Here is a 16,085-nt window from a genome sequence, read left to right as displayed (position 1 = left end):
TTAGAAGCGGTAGTGCGAGAAAGCTTTGTTAGCTTCAGCCATACGGTGCACGTCTTCACGCTTCTTAACAGCAGCACCTTTACCTTCAGCAGCGTCCAACAGTTCGCCAGCCAAACGCAGAGCCATAGACTTCTCGCCACGCTTACGGGCGAAGTCTACCAACCAGCGCATTGCCAGGGCGTTACGACGGGACGGACGAACTTCGACCGGAACCTGGTAAGTAGCACCGCCTACACGGCGCGACTTCACTTCGACCAGCGGAGCGATGGCGTCGAGAGCTTTCTCGAAGATTTCCAGGGGGTCGCTGTTCTTGCGTTCTTTAACCTTTTCCAGCGCGCCATAAACGATACGCTCGGCAACGGCTTTTTTGCCGCTTTCCATCACGTGGTTCATGAACTTGGCCAGAATTTGGCTTCCGTATTTTGGATCGTCAAGCACTTCGCGCTTGGCTGCTACGCGTCTTCTTGGCATGGATAAGCCCTCAAACGGTCTTCAGGTTCGCTCGGAATCGGTGCCCTTTCGGGACGCCTCCGACCTTACTCTTATCGACTCAGAAAATAAGATGATTCAGTTTTACAAAAAGCCGCTACTACTTAGGCTTCTTGGTACCGTACTTCGAACGACCCTGGTTACGACCTTTAACGCCGGAAGTATCCAAGGAGCCGCGTACGGTGTGGTAACGAACACCTGGCAAGTCTTTTACACGACCGCCGCGGATCAGTACCACGCTGTGCTCTTGCAGGTTGTGGCCTTCACCGCCGATGTACGAGGAAACCTCGAAACCGTTGGTCAGACGCACACGGCATACTTTACGCAGTGCCGAGTTAGGTTTTTTCGGCGTAGTGGTATACACGCGAGTGCATACGCCACGACGTTGCGGGCAGTTCTGCAGCGCAGGCACGTCGGATTTCTCGACGATACGCTTACGCGGCTGACGTACCAGCTGGTTGATAGTTGCCATCTACTAGCTCCACTGTTGTCTTGCGACGCTATTGTCTTGCAAGAAAAGCAAAATGGCAGGAACGAATTCCCGCCAAATTTAGGGGTACAAGAGTCTAAAGAGGATCTTGTCCCCAGTCAAGGCAAGGCCCCGACCTCCCCTCTCAACGAACCGGGGCAAAACTGCCTCGATCCGACGAATGGGGGCTGCCAGGGCCCAGACTTATTTATCGCAGAACTCAGTTACCGCTTGAGTTCAGCGCTTCGGTCAGTGCAGCTTCCACTTCACTGGCGCTTACGCGCAACGGCTTGTCAGCTTCACGGCGGCGCTTGCGCTCGCTGTGGTAAGCCAAACCGGTACCGGCTGGGATCAGACGACCCACAACCACGTTTTCTTTCAGGCCGCGCAGGTAATCGCGCTTGCCAGTTACCGCTGCTTCGGTCAGTACACGAGTGGTCTCCTGGAAGGAGGCCGCCGAGATGAACGATTCAGTGGACAACGACGCCTTGGTGATACCCAGCAGTACACGAGTAAATTTGGAAACAAATTTCTCGTCGGCTGCCAGACGCTCGTTCTCTACCAGTACGTGAGTCAGTTCCATCTGGTCGCCCTTGATGAAAGTAGAATCGCCGGATTCAGCGATTTCAACTTTACGCAGCATCTGACGCAGGATGGTCTCGATGTGCTTATCGTTGATCTTCACGCCTTGCAGGCGGTAAACGTCCTGGATCTCGTTAACGATGTACTTGGCCAGCGCACTCACACCCAGCAGACGCAGGATGTCGTGTGGATCGCTAGGACCGTCGGAGATAACTTCGCCGCGGTTTACCTGTTCGCCTTCGAACACGTTCAGGTGACGCCACTTCGGAATCAGCTCTTCATACAGATCGCTACCGTCGTTCGGGGTAATGACCAGGCGGCGCTTGCCCTTGGTCTCTTTACCGAACGCGATGGTGCCGCTGACTTCAGCCAGAATCGACGCTTCTTTCGGACGACGAGCTTCGAACAAGTCGGCAACACGCGGCAGACCACCGGTGATGTCACGGGTCTTCGAAGTCTCTTGCGGGATACGCGCGATAACGTCGCCGATCGCGATCTTCGCACCATCCGCTACACCGACCAGGGCGTTGGCTGGCAGGAAGTACTGAGCGATTACGTCAGTGCCTGGCAGCAACAGATCCTTGCCGTTGTCATCGACCATCTTCACGGCAGGACGGATGTCTTTACCGGCAGCTGGACGATCTTTCGCGTCGAGTACTTCAATGTTGGTCATACCGGTCAATTCGTCAGTCTGACGCTTGATCGTGATGCCTTCTTCCATGCCCACGTAGGTCACGGTACCTTTCATTTCGGTAACGATTGGGTGAGTGTGCGGGTCCCACTTGGCCACGATTGCGCCAGCGTCGACCTTGTCACCTTCTTTAACCGAAATCACAGCACCATACGGCAGCTTGTAACGCTCACGCTCACGACCGTAGTCGTCAGCGATTGCCAGCTCACCGGAACGGGACACAGCAACCAGGCAACCATCCACTCGCTCAACGTGTTTCAGGTTGTGCAGGCGGACAGTACCGCCGTTCTTCACCTGAACGCTGTCGGCTGCGGAGGTCCGGCTTGCCGCACCACCGATGTGGAATGTACGCATGGTCAGCTGGGTACCCGGCTCACCGATGGACTGGGCAGCGATAACGCCGACCGCTTCACCGATGTTCACCTGGTGACCACGAGCCAAGTCACGGCCATAGCACTTGGCGCAAATGCCGAAGCGGGTTTCGCAGCTGATCGGCGAGCGAACGATCACTTCGTCGATGCTGTTGAGTTCGATGAACTCGACCCACTTCTCGTCAACCAGGGTGCCGGCAGGAACGATAATTTCCTCGGTACCTGGCTTGAATACGTCACGGGCAATAACACGACCCAATACGCGCTCACCCAGCGGCTCTACAACGTCACCGCCTTCAATGTGCGGTGTCATCAGCAGACCGTGTTCGGTGCCGCAATCGATCTCGGTTACAACCAGATCTTGTGCCACGTCTACCAGACGACGAGTCAGGTAACCGGAGTTCGCGGTTTTCAACGCGGTATCCGCCAGACCTTTACGAGCACCGTGAGTGGAGATGAAGTACTGAAGTACGCTCAAACCTTCACGGAAGTTCGCAGTAATTGGCGTTTCGATGATGGAGCCGTCCGGCTTGGCCATCAGGCCACGCATACCGGCGAGCTGACGGATCTGCGCAGCAGAACCCCGTGCGCCCGAGTCAGCCATCATGTACATCGAGTTGAACGACTCTTGATCGACTTCCACGCCATGACGGTCGATAACCTTCTCTTTCGAGAGGTTAGACATCATCGCCTTCGACACTTCGTCGTTGGCCTTGGACCAAAGGTCGATCACTTTGTTGTACTTCTCGCCCTGGGTTACCAGGCCGGAGGCGTACTGGCTTTCGATCTCTTTCACTTCATCAGTAGCAGCACTGATGATGCGGGCTTTTTCATCCGGGATAACGAAGTCGTTAACACCGATGGAAACGCCGGAAATGGTCGAATAAGCAAAACCGGTGTACATCAACTGGTCAGCGAAAATCACGGTCTCTTTCAGACCAACCACGCGGTAGCACTGGTTGATCAGCTTGGAGATCGCCTTTTTCTTCATCGGCAGGTTGACGACGTCGTAAGACAGACCTTTTGGCACAACCTGATACAACAGCGCACGGCCGACAGTGGTGTCGACGATACGGACATTGCTCACGCTGCCGCCGTCACGGTCGTTCACGGTTTCGTGAATCCGCACTTTGACCTTGGCGTGCAGTGCGGCTTCGCCGGCACGGAACACACGGTCAACTTCCTGCAGGTCAGCGAATACACGACCTTCGCCCTTGGCGTTGATCGCTTCACGGGTCATGTAGTACAGACCCAATACAACGTCCTGCGAAGGAACGATGATTGGCTCACCGTTGGCTGGCGACAGGATGTTGTTGGTCGACATCATCAACGCACGCGCTTCCAACTGGGCTTCCAGTGTCAGCGGTACGTGCACGGCCATTTGGTCGCCGTCGAAGTCGGCGTTGTACGCAGCACAGACCAGCGGGTGCAGCTGGATAGCCTTACCTTCGATCAGTACCGGTTCAAACGCCTGGATACCCAGACGGTGAAGGGTCGGTGCACGGTTGAGGAGAACCGGGTGTTCGCGAATCACTTCAGCGAGAACGTCCCAAACCTCTGGCAGTTCGCGCTCGACCATTTTCTTGGCCGCTTTGATGGTGGTCGCGAGACCGCGCATTTCCAGCTTGCCGAAGATGAACGGCTTGAACAGCTCGAGAGCCATCTTCTTAGGCAGACCGCACTGGTGCAGACGCAGGGTCGGGCCTACGGTAATTACCGAACGACCGGAGTAGTCAACACGCTTACCGAGCAAGTTCTGACGGAAACGACCTTGCTTACCCTTGATCATGTCAGCCAAGGATTTCAGAGGACGCTTGTTCGAACCAGTGATAGCGCGGCCACGACGACCGTTGTCGAGCAGGGCATCGACGGCTTCTTGCAACATACGCTTTTCGTTGCGCACGATGATGTCCGGAGCGGACAGATCGAGCAGGCGCTTCAAGCGGTTGTTACGGTTGATCACGCGGCGGTACAGGTCGTTGAGGTCGGACGTCGCGAAACGACCACCGTCCAACGGTACCAGCGGACGCAGGTCTGGCGGCAGAACCGGCAGAACGGTCAGCACCATCCACTCTGGCAAGTTGCCGGAACCCTGGAAGGCCTCCATCAACTTCAGACGTTTGGACAGCTTCTTGATCTTAGTTTCGGAGTTGGTTTGCGGAATTTCTTCACGCAGACGTCCAATCTCGTGCTCCAGGTCGATAGCGTGCAGCAGTTCGCGGACAGCTTCGGCACCCATGCGGGCATCGAAATCGTCGCCAAACTCTTCCAGCGCTTCGAAGTACTGCTCGTCGTTCAGCAGCTGACCTTTTTCAAGGGTGGTCATGCCTGGATCGATAACGACATAGCTCTCGAAGTAGAGAACGCGTTCGATATCACGCAGGGTCATGTCCATCAGCAAGCCGATACGGGACGGCAGCGATTTCAGGAACCAGATGTGGGCAACCGGCGAAGCCAGTTCGATGTGCGCCATGCGCTCACGACGAACCTTGGCCAGTGCGACTTCAACGCCGCACTTCTCGCAGATCACACCACGGTGCTTCAAGCGCTTGTACTTACCGCACAGGCACTCGTAATCCTTTACCGGGCCAAAGATCTTGGCGCAGAACAGGCCGTCACGCTCAGGTTTGAACGTACGGTAGTTGATGGTTTCCGGCTTTTTAACTTCACCGAACGACCACGAACGGATCATCTCAGGCGATGCCAGCCCAATACGGATGGCGTCGAACTCTTCGACTTGACCCTGGTTTTTCAGCAAATTCAGTAGGTCTTTCAAGGCCTTTCCTCCTGGCGGAGCAGAGAGCGGGCTAAATAGCCCCGCTCTCGATTCGCGTCACGTGTTATTCGGTTTCCAGATCGATATCGATGCCGAGGGAACGAATTTCTTTGATCAACACGTTGAAGGACTCGGGCATGCCCGGCTCCATACGGTGATCGCCGTCCACGATGTTTTTGTACATCTTGGTCCGACCGTTCACATCGTCCGACTTCACTGTGAGCATTTCTTGCAGAGTGTAAGCAGCACCGTATGCTTCCAGTGCCCAGACCTCCATCTCCCCGAAACGCTGACCACCGAACTGAGCCTTACCACCCAGCGGCTGCTGGGTAACCAGGCTGTACGAACCGGTAGAACGAGCGTGCATCTTGTCGTCTACCAAGTGGTTCAGCTTCAGCATGTACATGTAGCCAACAGTAACCGGGCGCTCGAACTTGTTGCCGGTACGGCCGTCGAACAGCTGCATCTGGCCGCTTTCTGGCAGGTCTGCCAGTTTTAGCATGGCCTTGATTTCGCTTTCCTTGGCACCGTCGAACACCGGGGTAGCCATTGGAACCCCGCCGCGCAGGTTCTTCGCCAGATCCAGGATTTCCTGGTCGGTGAAGGTATCCAGCTCTTCTTTGCGGCCGCCGATCTCGTTGTAGATCTCGTGCAGGAACTTGCGCAGGTCAGCAACCTTGCGCTGCTCTTCGATCATACGGTTGATCTTCTCGCCCAGACCTTTGGCCGCGAGGCCCAGGTGGGTTTCAAGGATCTGACCAACGTTCATACGCGAAGGTACGCCCAACGGGTTGAGGACGACGTCGACCGGGGTGCCATTGGCATCGTGCGGCATGTCTTCAACCGGCATGATCACGGAGACCACACCCTTGTTACCGTGACGACCGGCCATCTTGTCGCCCGGTTGGATGCGGCGACGGATTGCCAGGTAAACCTTGACGATTTTCAGCACGCCTGGAGCAAGGTCATCGCCCTGCTGCAGTTTGCGCTTCTTGTCTTCGAACTTGTCGTCCAGCAGACGGCGACGATCAACGATGTAGGCCTGGGCCTTCTCGAGCTGCTCGTTCAGAGCGTCTTCAGCCATGCGCAGTTTGAACCACTGGCCGTGCTCAAGACCGTCGAGTACTTCGTCGGTGATGTCCTGACCTTTCTTCAGGCCCGCGCCGCCTTCAGCCTTGCGGCCTACCAGGGCGGAACGCAGACGTTCGAAGGTCGCGCCTTCAACGATACGGAACTCTTCGTTCAGGTCCTTGCGGATCTCGTCGAGCTGGATCTTCTCGATGGACAGAGCACGAGCATCGCGCTCAACGCCGTCGCGGGTGAAGACCTGTACGTCGATGACAGTACCCTTGGTACCGGTAGGTACACGCAGGGAGGTGTCTTTAACGTCGCTGGCTTTTTCACCGAAGATGGCACGCAGCAGCTTCTCTTCCGGAGTCAGTTGGGTCTCGCCTTTCGGAGTGACCTTACCAACCAGGATGTCGCCTGCGCCAACTTCAGCACCTACGTAAACGATACCGGCTTCGTCCAGCTTGTTCAGTGCAGCTTCACCCACGTTCGGGATGTCTGCAGTGATTTCCTCAGGCCCAAGCTTGGTGTCACGCGCCACGCAGGTCAGTTCCTGGATGTGGATCGTGGTGAAACGGTCTTCTTGAACAACACGCTCGGACAAGCAGATGGAGTCTTCGAAGTTGTAACCGTTCCAGGCCATGAACGCGATGCGCATGTTCTGGCCCAGAGCCAGCTCACCCATATCGGTGGAAGGGCCGTCGGCCATAATGTCGCTACGCTGAACACGATCACCCTTACGCACCAGCGGACGCTGGTTAATGCAGGTGTTCTGGTTCGAGCGGGTGTATTTGGTCAGATTGTAGATGTCGACACCGGCTTCACCAGTTTCAACTTCGTCATCGGCAACACGAACCACGATACGGCTGGCATCAACGGAGTCGATCACGCCGCCACGACGGGCCACGACGCAAACGCCGGAGTCACGGGCTACGTTACGCTCCATGCCGGTACCTACCAGCGGCTTATCAGCGCGCAGGGTCGGTACAGCTTGACGCTGCATGTTGGAACCCATCAACGCACGGTTGGCGTCATCGTGTTCCAGGAACGGGATCAGCGACGCTGCAACCGAAACTACCTGCTTCGGCGAAACGTCCATCAAGGTGACGTCTTCCGGCGCCTTGACGGTGAATTCGTTCAAGTGACGAACAGCTACCAGCTCGTCGATCAGCATTTTCTTGTCGTTCATCGTGGCCGAAGCCTGGGCGATCACGTGATCAGCTTCTTCGATGGCGGACAGGAACACGATCTCGTCGGTGACCAGCGCGTCTTTAACCACACGGTACGGGCTCTCAAGGAAGCCGTACTGGTTGGTGCGCGCATAGGCAGCCAGGGAGTTGATCAGACCGATGTTCGGACCTTCCGGCGTTTCGATCGGGCAAACACGACCGTAGTGCGTCGGGTGTACGTCACGAACTTCAAAGCCAGCACGTTCACGGGTCAGACCGCCCGGGCCCAGTGCGGATACACGGCGCTTGTGGGTGATCTCGGAGAGCGGGTTGTTCTGGTCCATGAACTGCGAGAGCTGGCTGGAACCGAAGAACTCTTTCACCGCTGCAGCCACTGGCTTGGCGTTGATCAAGTCTTGCGGCATCAGGCCTTCACTTTCAGCCATCGACAGACGCTCTTTGACCGCACGCTCAACACGTACCAGGCCAACGCGGAACTGGTTCTCGGCCATTTCGCCTACGCAGCGAACACGACGGTTACCCAGGTGGTCGATGTCATCGACGATGCCTTTGCCGTTACGGATGTCGACCAGAGTCTTCAGGACCGCAACGATGTCTTCCTTGCACAGCACGCCTGAACCTTCGATCTCGGTACGACCGATACGACGGTTGAACTTCATCCGGCCGACCGCAGACAGGTCATAGCGCTCAGGGCTGAAGAACAGGTTGTTGAACAGGGTTTCGGCAGCGTCTTTGGTAGGTGGCTCGCCAGGACGCATCATGCGATAGATCTCGACCAGCGCTTCCAATTGGTTGCTGGTGGAGTCGATCTTCAGGGTGTCGGAGACGAACGGACCGCAGTCGATATCGTTGGTGTACAAGGTTTCGATGCGAACAACCTGAGCCTTGGCGATTTTTGCCAGGATTTCGGTGTTCAGCTCGGTGTTGCACTCAGCCAGGATTTCGCCTGTGGCCGGGTGAACGATGACCTTGGCGGTCGTGCGACCCAGGACGTAGTCCAGAGGCACGTCCAGCGACTTGAGACCGGCCTTTTCGATCTGGTTGATGTGGCGCGCAGTGATACGGCGGCCAGCTTCAACGATGACCTTGCCATTTTCGTCCTGGATATCCAGGACAGCAATTTCACCACGCAGACGCGAAGCAATCAGTTCCAGGCTGAGGGTTTCATCCTTCAGGCTGAAGACGTTGGTGGTGTAGAAAGCGTCCAGCACTTGCTCAGTGGTATAGCCGAGCGCGCGCAGCAGCACGGAGGCCGGCAGCTTGCGACGACGGTCGATACGCACGAACACGCAGTCTTTCGGGTCGAACTCGAAGTCCAACCACGAACCGCGGTACGGAATGATCCGCGCGGAGTACAGGAGCTTGCCGGAGCTGTGCGTCTTGCCGCGGTCGTGGTCGAAGAACACGCCCGGGGAACGGTGCAGCTGGGAAACGATAACACGCTCGGTACCGTTGATAACGAAGGTACCGTTTTCAGTCATCAGTGGGATTTCGCCCATGTAGACTTCTTGCTCTTTGATGTCCTTGATCGCTTTGTTCGACGATTCTTTGTCGAAAATGATCAGACGGACTTTTACCCGCAAAGGTACGGCGTACGTAACACCGCGCAACACGCATTCTTTGACATCAAATGCCGGTTCGCCCAGGCGATAACCGACGTACTCCAGCGCAGCATTGCCGGAGTAGCTGATGATCGGGAAAACGGATTTGAAGGCCGCATGCAGGCCCACGTCGCGGAACTGATCTTTGGTCGCTCCCGCCTGCAAGAATTCACGATACGAATCCAGCTGGATAGCCAGAAGGTACGGGACATCCATGACGTCCGGCAACTTGCTAAAGTCCTTGCGGATACGTTTTTTCTCAGTATATGAGTAAGCCATCAGCGTTCCCCAGCTTGGTCACCTGCTTGTTTGGCCCTCCCGACGGGAGCAGCCAGAAAATCTTGCAAACCCCTTGGTTTGCACCACCGCATCGGGTGGCTACAGCGCGTTAATGGCGGCGACCGAGTCGACAGCCAAGAACGGAAAAAGGCCGGTGGCATGAGCCACCAGCCATCAGCCTTCAGCTTAACGCTTGGGCTGGAGACGCAAGGTCGATGCTTACTTCAGCTCGACTTTAGCGCCTGCTTCTTCCAGAGTAGCTTTGGCTTTGTCAGCGGCGTCTTTCGACACAGCTTCCAGAACAACGCCAGGAGCGCCGTCAACTACAGCCTTGGCTTCTTTCAGGCCCAGACCGGTCAGTTCACGAACGGCCTTGATCACGTTTACTTTCTTCTCGCCAGCTTCCAGCAGCATGACGTTGAATTCGGTTTGCTCTTCAACAACGGCAGCAGCAGCAGCTGGACCGGCGGAAGCAGCGGCAGCGGAAACGCCGAATTTTTCTTCGAAAGCTTTGATCAGCTCAACAACCTGCAGAACCGACATTTCAGCTACGGCGTTGAGGATATCTTCTTGGGAGATAGACATTACTGTATTTCCTGAATTGGGGGACGGCCTACGCGGCCATCGAAATAAACAAAAATACGCGAGAGAAAATGCTCAGCCTTAGGCTGCGGCAGCTTCTTTTTGCTCGCGAACTGCAGCCAGAGTACGAGCCAGCTTGCTGGTAGCGCCTTGAATCACGCTCATCAGCTGAGAAATAGCTTCGTTACGGGTCGGCAGTGTTGCCAGTACGTCGATTTGGTTAGCTGCGAGGAACTTGCCCTCGAACGCAGCTGCCTTGATCTCGAACTTATCCTGACTCTTGGCAAATTCCTTGAACAAACGGGCAGCAGCGCCTGGATGATCTGTGGAAAACGCGATCAGAGTCGGGCCGGTGAACACGTCGTTGAGGACACTGTATTCAGTGTCAGCAACAGCGCGCTTGAGCAGGGTGTTACGTACAACACGTACGTATACGCCAGCTTCACGAGCCTCTTTACGGAGTCCGGTCATAGCGCTTACTGTCACACCACGGGCATCAGCCACGACAGCGGACAGAGCAGCTTTGGCAGCCTCGTTGACTTCAGCGACGATGGCCTTCTTGTCTTCGAGATTAATTGCCACGGGTTAAACTCCTGCTTGTTACCGTTTCATCTGGCCGAAGCCGGATGTCGTTTTGGTGTCTGATTCGGTAAGGAACCGGGAGCACCATCTGCGTAGGCTTGAGGTTTAAGACTTGCGCCGCCTACGGTCTTGGATAGCCCCCGCCAGGCAGGGACCCCAATTTTTTCAATTGACGCGATCGCTCACGCCAACGTGTGTCTTATACGTCCAGCGAACCTTGGTCGATGACCAGACCTGGGCCCATAGTGGTGCTCAGGGTAACGCGCTTGACGTAGATGCCTTTCGAAGAAGCTGGCTTGATACGCTTCAGATCAGCGATCAGGGCTTCAACGTTTTCCTTCAGCTTGACGGCATCGAAGCCGACTTTGCCAACGGAAGTGTGAATGATGCCGTTTTTGTCAGTGCGATAACGAACCTGACCAGCCTTGGCGTTTTTAACCGCGGTAGCTACGTCTGGGGTTACGGTGCCGACTTTCGGGTTAGGCATCAGACCACGTGGACCAAGGATCTGACCCAACTGACCTACAACGCGCATTGCATCCGGGGAAGCAATAACGACGTCATAGTTCAGGTCGCCGCCTTTCATTTCGGCAGCCAGGTCGTCCATGCCAACGCGATCGGCGCCAGCGGCCAGAGCAGCTTCAGCTGCTGGACCTTGGGTGAAGACAGCAACACGTACAGTCTTGCCAGTACCGTGTGGCAGCACAGTAGCGCTACGAACGACCTGGTCGGATTTACGTGGGTCAACACCCAGGTTTACAGCAATGTCAACAGACTCGCTGAACTTGACAGTCGACAGCTCGGTCAGCAGTGCAGCAGCGTCTACAAAGTTGTAGGCCTTGCCTGCTTCGATTTTGCCGGCGATAGCCTTTTGGCGTTTGGTCAGCTTAGCCATTACACACCCTCCACGTTAAGGCCCATGCTACGAGCAGAACCGGCGATGGTACGCACGGCTGCATCCATATCAGCTGCAGTCAGATCCGCGTTTTTGGTTTTCGCGATTTCTTCCAGCTGAGCACGAGTCACGGTGCCAACCTTAACGGTGTTAGGACGAGCGGAACCGCTAGTCAGGCCAGCAGCTTTCTTCAACAGAACCGAAGCCGGGGTCGACTTGGTTTCGAAGGTGAAGCTACGGTCGCTGTATACAGTGATGATCACTGGAGTCGGCAGACCTGGCTCAATACCCTGTGTACGGGCGTTGAAGGCCTTGCAGAATTCCATGATGTTCACGCCGTGCTGACCCAGAGCTGGACCGACGGGTGGGCTAGGGTTGGCCTGAGCGGCCTTCACTTGCAGCTTGATGTAAGCGGTAATCTTCTTGGCCATGAGGCACTCCAATTACGGGTTCGAACGCCTCAAAAGGCTCCCCGGTTACTTGCGCGTTTATCCCAGTGACGACAAAACCCCACAGCCTAGGCTGCGGGGTTGGGATGCTTGCTCAGCTAGACCTTCTCGACCTGACTGAACTCCAACTCTACCGGAGTAGAGCGTCCGAAAATGAGCACCGCCACTTGGATCCGGCTCTTTTCGTAGTTAACTTCTTCGACGGTGCCGTTGAAATCAGCAAACGGACCATCGGTAACACGAACAACCTCACCCGGCTCGAACAACGTCTTCGGCTTGGGCTTGTCGCTACCATCAGCAACACGACGCAGAATCGCTTCTGCTTCTTTGTCGGTGATCGGAGCAGGCTTATCGGCAGTACCACCAATGAAACCCATGACACGAGGGGTATCCTTGACTAAGTGCCAAGTACCTTCATTCATGTCCATCTGAACCAGCACGTAGCCCGGGAAGAACTTGCGTTCACTCTTGCGCTTCTGACCATTCCGCATTTCAACCACTTCTTCAGTGGGAACCAGAATTTCGCCGAAGCCATCTTCCATGCCTGCCAGCTTTACGCGCTCTAGCAAAGAGCGCATAACATGCTTCTCGTAACCCGAGTAAGCATGCACAACGTACCAACGCTTAGCCACGGGACACCCTTAGCCAACAATCAAGGAAACAAGCCAGCCGAGCAGGGAATCAAGCCCCCACAACAGCAACGCCATAACCAGAACAACAGCCACAACAATCAACGTGGTCTGCGTGGTTTCTTGGCGAGTCGGCCAAACGACTTTACGAATTTCGGTGCGAGCTTCCTTTACCAAGACCGCGAAAGACTTGCCTTTGGCAGTCTGCAGGCCTACAAAGGCAGCTACAGCAGCAAGGGCGAGCAAAGCGAGTACACGGTACAGGATCGGCGAAGCAGAATAGTACTGATTGCCAACAACGCCTACGACCACCAATGCGACTACTGCAAGCCACTTGACCAGATCGAAACGAGAGCTTTGAGCTTCAGCCTTAGGAGTCATCTATGAAGATCCTGTGAAAAGAAAGCCAGATACACCACGTGAATCTGGCAGGTCAGGAGGGAATCGAACCCCCAACCTACGGTTTTGGAGACCGTCGCTCTGCCAATTGAGCTACTGACCTAAAACAAAATCAGGCCGACCATTATGCAGGCCTGAAAAAGACTTTACAACAGCAAACCCCAAGAGACTTGATACCACCTGACATAAACGCCAGCTACAACAGAATCAAGCCGAGATAGCCGTTAAAACAAAGGCAGATATTTTCATATCTGCCTTGTTATATGGAGCTCTTGAGCGGATTTGAACCGCTGACCTCACCCTTACCAAGGGTGTGCTCTACCAACTGAGCTACAAGAGCAAAACACGCCGCACAACCTGCAAACTTGGAGCGGGTAGCGGGAATCGAACCCGCATCATCAGCTTGGAAGGCTGAGGTTCTACCACTAAACTATACCCGCGGAGCTTGCAGCTCACGCTAAAAATGGTGGAGGGGGAAGGATTCGAACCTTCGAAGTCGTAGACGTCAGATTTACAGTCTGATCCCTTTGGCCGCTCGGGAACCCCTCCTAAGCGAGCCGGCATTCTACATCACGCCGACCTTCTGTCAAGCATTTTCTCATTAAAAATATGAGGTTAGCTGCGTTGACGTTCGCTTCACGCTGTAGACCTTAAAGGTCTTCACTGCGAAGCGGGCGCCATTCTATGCAAACTATTCGAGAGTTGCAATGCCTTCGCACAGCATTATTTTATGTTTTAACTCATTGAATTCTTTAGCAAGGTTTTCAAACGGCAGATCCTCAGCCAGGCGTCGGCTTTCAGGGGCCACACGAAGCCAGTAACCGGATGCCTCAGGCGTGCTCAACAGTTGAACCTTGACCTTTATATCCAGGCTTGTAAGACGCTGCTCAACAGACTGTGCCTGACGCTGGTCGGCAAAGCCGCCGATGTATAAGCAGGTATTCTGCGCGTCAGGCGCTTTTGCTCGGTCGCGCCGAGACACCGAATCCGAGGATTCACTCAGCAGCCGAATATCCTGCTGAGGGCCACGATAAAGACTCAGGGGCGTGACATCCTTGGCGCGCAACGGAGCCTCTTGCTGATGCCAAACGTAATAGAAGGCATTAAGAACGAGTAAAAGTAAAAACAGCCAACGCATAAACACCTCAGGACAAAGGACACGCCATTGCCAGACCAACGAAAACCAGGTCCGGAACCAACCGCGCCTGCGGTACGGCATCCGTGACCAGATCAGCATCCCCACCCGTGAGGAATACGGTGAAATCATCACCCCAGTAGCTTCGGGCCAACTCAAGCTGGGTCAACACGAACCCCCTGAGCATCAGCGTACAGCCTCGCTCGACAGCCTCTGCGGTCGTGCGCCCAGGGGAAAGCCGCTCCAGGGCACGCTCAGCAGCCGCGTCGTCGTAGCGTATCTTGCGGGTGTGCGTTCGCAACTGGTTGCGCATCAACGGCATGCCGGGGCAAATGAAGCCTCCCAGGTGCTCGCCATTCCCCGCGATGAAATCTGCCGTGGCCGCAGTACCAAAATCCAGCACCAGGCACGCGCCCGGCGCCAGCTTGAAGCCTCCCAGCATCGCCAACCAGCGATCAAGACCAAGACGCTCGAAGTCTTCGTAGCCATTGCGCACTCCGGCCATCTCACGCGAGGATACAGCACAGGATACGACAACACCGAAAGCGCCTTGCAGCACCTCGACGAGCTTATTGGTTTCTTCCAAAGCCCGAACGCTCACCAAGCGGCAACGCGTCAACGACAGCCCAGGTAGCGCTGCCAGGCTTTCAATCAATGCGAAATCCGAACCTACAACACCTTCGGCGGATGCTTTCGCCTGATCCGATTCAAGTACGCGCCATTTGATAAAGCTATTCCCACAGTCGAGCTCAAGAATCATCACGCAACCTCAGGCTTAACTCACCACCGCTAAATATTTTTTCAACACCATCCACGCTCAAACGCAACGCACCCTGGCGGTCGACACCCAGGACCACCCCGTCAATACGATTGACTCCAGCAATGAGGGACACCGCCCTGTCCTGCCATAGGTGATTCTGCTCCCACTCTTCCTGAAGCGCCGCAAAGCCAGAGGCTGTATGTCGCTGCAGGTAGTTTTGCAACTGCAGACCCAGCTGCGCCACAAGTAGATTACGATCCACAGGAAGGCCCGTTTCCAGCTGCACCGACGTCCACTGCTGATCAACTGCAGTGGCTTTCTGCATATTCACGTTAATGCCGATCCCGAGAACAACGTGACAGATATCAGCAGGATCGCCCACCAACTCCAACAGGATTCCGGAAATTTTTTTCTGCCCCACCAGGACGTCGTTTGGCCATTTCAAGGCAGCCCCTTGCACCCCCGACTCACGCAGGGCCTGCATAACCGCAAGCCCCACAACCAGGCTCAGCCCCTCTAGCTGCCGCAGGCCGCCCTCGATGCGCAGCACGAGGCTGTAATACACATTCTGGGCGAACGGACTGACCCACTTGCGCCCCCGCCGGCCTCTTCCTGCGGTTTGTTGCTCCGCGAGCACTAGAAATGGCGCCGCGCACCCCGCATCGACAAGGCGCAAGGCCTCAGCATTGGTGGAGTCAATAGAATCAGAGATGTGGACGGGCCATGCCAATGAAGGCGCCTTCAGCGCAATATCTTCAGCATTCAAGAACACCAGCGGCGATGCCAACTGATACCCCCTGCCACGCACTTTGTGGATGGGCAAGTTTAACTCAGCCTCAAGATGCTGAAGCTGCTTCCATACAGCACTGCGACTGACGCCCAGGGCGGCGCCAAGTGCTTCCCCGGAGTGGAATCGGCCATCTTTCAGAAGTTTTAACAACGTCAGCATGCAAGTATCGCCTCACAATGAGGCACGCATGATAGCCATGCGCAGGGTCATTGCATAGAAAGGCCGGACCTTAGCACTGAAGACTATCGCGATGAGCCTCTTCGCACTTTTCGAGCGGACAAACAAAACCCCTGTCTGCGTAAGCAAACAGGGGTTCTGGAATTTAATCTTGACGATGACCTACTCTCA

At 55.6% G+C, this 16,085-nt stretch carries 13 protein-coding genes and 4 tRNA genes; all 17 read right to left on the bottom strand.

All coding sequences use genetic code 11. The features are described 5' to 3' along the window. On the bottom strand, positions 1-471 hold the full coding sequence (rpsG, locus tag ACP7CJ_RS13085; RefSeq protein WP_002555493.1) for a 30S ribosomal protein S7: 471 nt from the start codon (positions 469-471) through the stop codon (positions 1-3). A gap of 118 nt (positions 472-589) precedes the next feature. Beyond that, a complete protein-coding gene (rpsL, locus tag ACP7CJ_RS13080) occupies positions 590-961 on the bottom strand; it encodes a 30S ribosomal protein S12 (protein ID WP_002555494.1) in 372 nt (123 codons plus the stop codon). 217 nt (positions 962-1,178) lie between these two features. Next, entirely contained in the window at positions 1,179-5,378 is a 4,200-nt protein-coding gene (gene rpoC, locus ACP7CJ_RS13075; protein ID WP_247396019.1) for a DNA-directed RNA polymerase subunit beta', read from the bottom strand. A gap of 64 nt (positions 5,379-5,442) precedes the next feature. Then, positions 5,443-9,516, bottom strand: coding sequence for a DNA-directed RNA polymerase subunit beta (rpoB, locus tag ACP7CJ_RS13070; protein WP_247396018.1), 4,074 nt, complete (start codon positions 9,514-9,516; stop codon positions 5,443-5,445). A 219-nt stretch (positions 9,517-9,735) separates the two neighbouring features. After that, positions 9,736-10,101, bottom strand: coding sequence for a 50S ribosomal protein L7/L12 (rplL, locus tag ACP7CJ_RS13065; RefSeq protein WP_276195109.1), 366 nt, complete (start codon positions 10,099-10,101; stop codon positions 9,736-9,738). Between the two features lie 78 nt (positions 10,102-10,179). Then, positions 10,180-10,680, bottom strand: a complete 501-nt coding sequence (rplJ, locus tag ACP7CJ_RS13060; RefSeq protein WP_276195110.1) for a 50S ribosomal protein L10 — start codon at positions 10,678-10,680, stop codon at positions 10,180-10,182. A gap of 199 nt (positions 10,681-10,879) precedes the next feature. Beyond that, positions 10,880-11,575: a 50S ribosomal protein L1 gene (gene rplA, locus ACP7CJ_RS13055; protein WP_150642949.1), complete on the bottom strand. Its 696-nt coding sequence runs from the start codon at positions 11,573-11,575 to the stop codon at positions 10,880-10,882. After that, positions 11,575-12,006 carry a 50S ribosomal protein L11 gene (gene rplK, locus ACP7CJ_RS13050; RefSeq protein WP_003210097.1) on the bottom strand — a complete coding sequence of 144 codons (432 nt, stop codon included), beginning with the start codon at positions 12,004-12,006 and terminating at the stop codon, positions 11,575-11,577. Before rplK ends, rplA begins: the two co-directional genes overlap by 1 nt. A 116-nt stretch (positions 12,007-12,122) precedes the next feature. Continuing rightward, on the bottom strand, positions 12,123-12,656 hold the full coding sequence (gene nusG / locus ACP7CJ_RS13045) for a transcription termination/antitermination protein NusG (protein WP_003176436.1): 534 nt from the start codon (positions 12,654-12,656) through the stop codon (positions 12,123-12,125). Between the two features lie 9 nt (positions 12,657-12,665). Then, complete coding sequence (gene secE, locus ACP7CJ_RS13040; protein WP_003194658.1) at positions 12,666-13,034, bottom strand: preprotein translocase subunit SecE; 369 nt, start codon at positions 13,032-13,034, stop codon at positions 12,666-12,668. A 45-nt stretch (positions 13,035-13,079) separates the two neighbouring features. After that, positions 13,080-13,155, bottom strand: a tRNA-Trp gene (locus ACP7CJ_RS13035). 161 nt (positions 13,156-13,316) lie between these two features. Next, positions 13,317-13,392, bottom strand: a tRNA-Thr gene (locus ACP7CJ_RS13030). Between the two features lie 26 nt (positions 13,393-13,418). Then, positions 13,419-13,492: transfer RNA gene (locus ACP7CJ_RS13025), tRNA-Gly, on the bottom strand. Between the two features lie 24 nt (positions 13,493-13,516). Next, positions 13,517-13,601 (bottom strand) — tRNA-Tyr (locus ACP7CJ_RS13020). A gap of 142 nt (positions 13,602-13,743) precedes the next feature. Then, positions 13,744-14,190 carry a hypothetical protein gene (locus tag ACP7CJ_RS13015; protein ID WP_247396014.1) on the bottom strand — a complete coding sequence of 149 codons (447 nt, stop codon included), beginning with the start codon at positions 14,188-14,190 and terminating at the stop codon, positions 13,744-13,746. 7 nt (positions 14,191-14,197) lie between these two features. Then, positions 14,198-14,947: a pantothenate kinase gene (locus ACP7CJ_RS13010; RefSeq protein WP_276195111.1), complete on the bottom strand. Its 750-nt coding sequence runs from the start codon at positions 14,945-14,947 to the stop codon at positions 14,198-14,200. Further along, positions 14,937-15,896 (bottom strand): bifunctional biotin--[acetyl-CoA-carboxylase] ligase/biotin operon repressor BirA, encoded by a 960-nt coding sequence (gene birA / locus ACP7CJ_RS13005; protein ID WP_276195112.1) that lies wholly within the window; start codon positions 15,894-15,896, stop codon positions 14,937-14,939. The genes ACP7CJ_RS13010 and birA overlap by 11 nt, the downstream gene beginning before the upstream one ends. Positions 15,897-16,085 lie beyond the last annotated feature (189 nt).

The organism is Pseudomonas sp. PSPC3-2, from assembly GCF_049897085.1.
Classification (GTDB): domain Bacteria; phylum Pseudomonadota; class Gammaproteobacteria; order Pseudomonadales; family Pseudomonadaceae; genus Aquipseudomonas; species Aquipseudomonas paraveronii.
This window is presented reverse-complemented; position numbering and strand designations above follow the sequence as displayed.

Excerpts from the sequence above, each read along its gene's own strand:
- rpsG (WP_002555493.1), bottom strand. The coding sequence starts at position 471 with ATGCCAAGAAGACGCGTAGCAGCCAAGCGCGAAGTGCTTGACGATCCA.
- rpsL (WP_002555494.1), bottom strand. The coding sequence starts at position 961 with ATGGCAACTATCAACCAGCTGGTACGTCAGCCGCGTAAGCGTATCGTC.
- rpoB (WP_247396018.1), bottom strand. The coding sequence starts at position 9,516 with ATGGCTTACTCATATACTGAGAAAAAACGTATCCGCAAGGACTTTAGC.
- rplL (WP_276195109.1), bottom strand. The coding sequence starts at position 10,101 with ATGTCTATCTCCCAAGAAGATATCCTCAACGCCGTAGCTGAAATGTCG.
- rplA (WP_150642949.1), bottom strand. The coding sequence starts at position 11,575 with ATGGCTAAGCTGACCAAACGCCAAAAGGCTATCGCCGGCAAAATCGAA.
- rplK (WP_003210097.1), bottom strand. The coding sequence starts at position 12,006 with ATGGCCAAGAAGATTACCGCTTACATCAAGCTGCAAGTGAAGGCCGCT.
- secE (WP_003194658.1), bottom strand. The coding sequence starts at position 13,034 with ATGACTCCTAAGGCTGAAGCTCAAAGCTCTCGTTTCGATCTGGTCAAG.
- ACP7CJ_RS13015 (WP_247396014.1), bottom strand. The coding sequence starts at position 14,190 with ATGCGTTGGCTGTTTTTACTTTTACTCGTTCTTAATGCCTTCTATTAC.
- ACP7CJ_RS13010 (WP_276195111.1), bottom strand. The coding sequence starts at position 14,947 with ATGATTCTTGAGCTCGACTGTGGGAATAGCTTTATCAAATGGCGCGTA.
- birA (WP_276195112.1), bottom strand. The coding sequence starts at position 15,896 with ATGCTGACGTTGTTAAAACTTCTGAAAGATGGCCGATTCCACTCCGGG.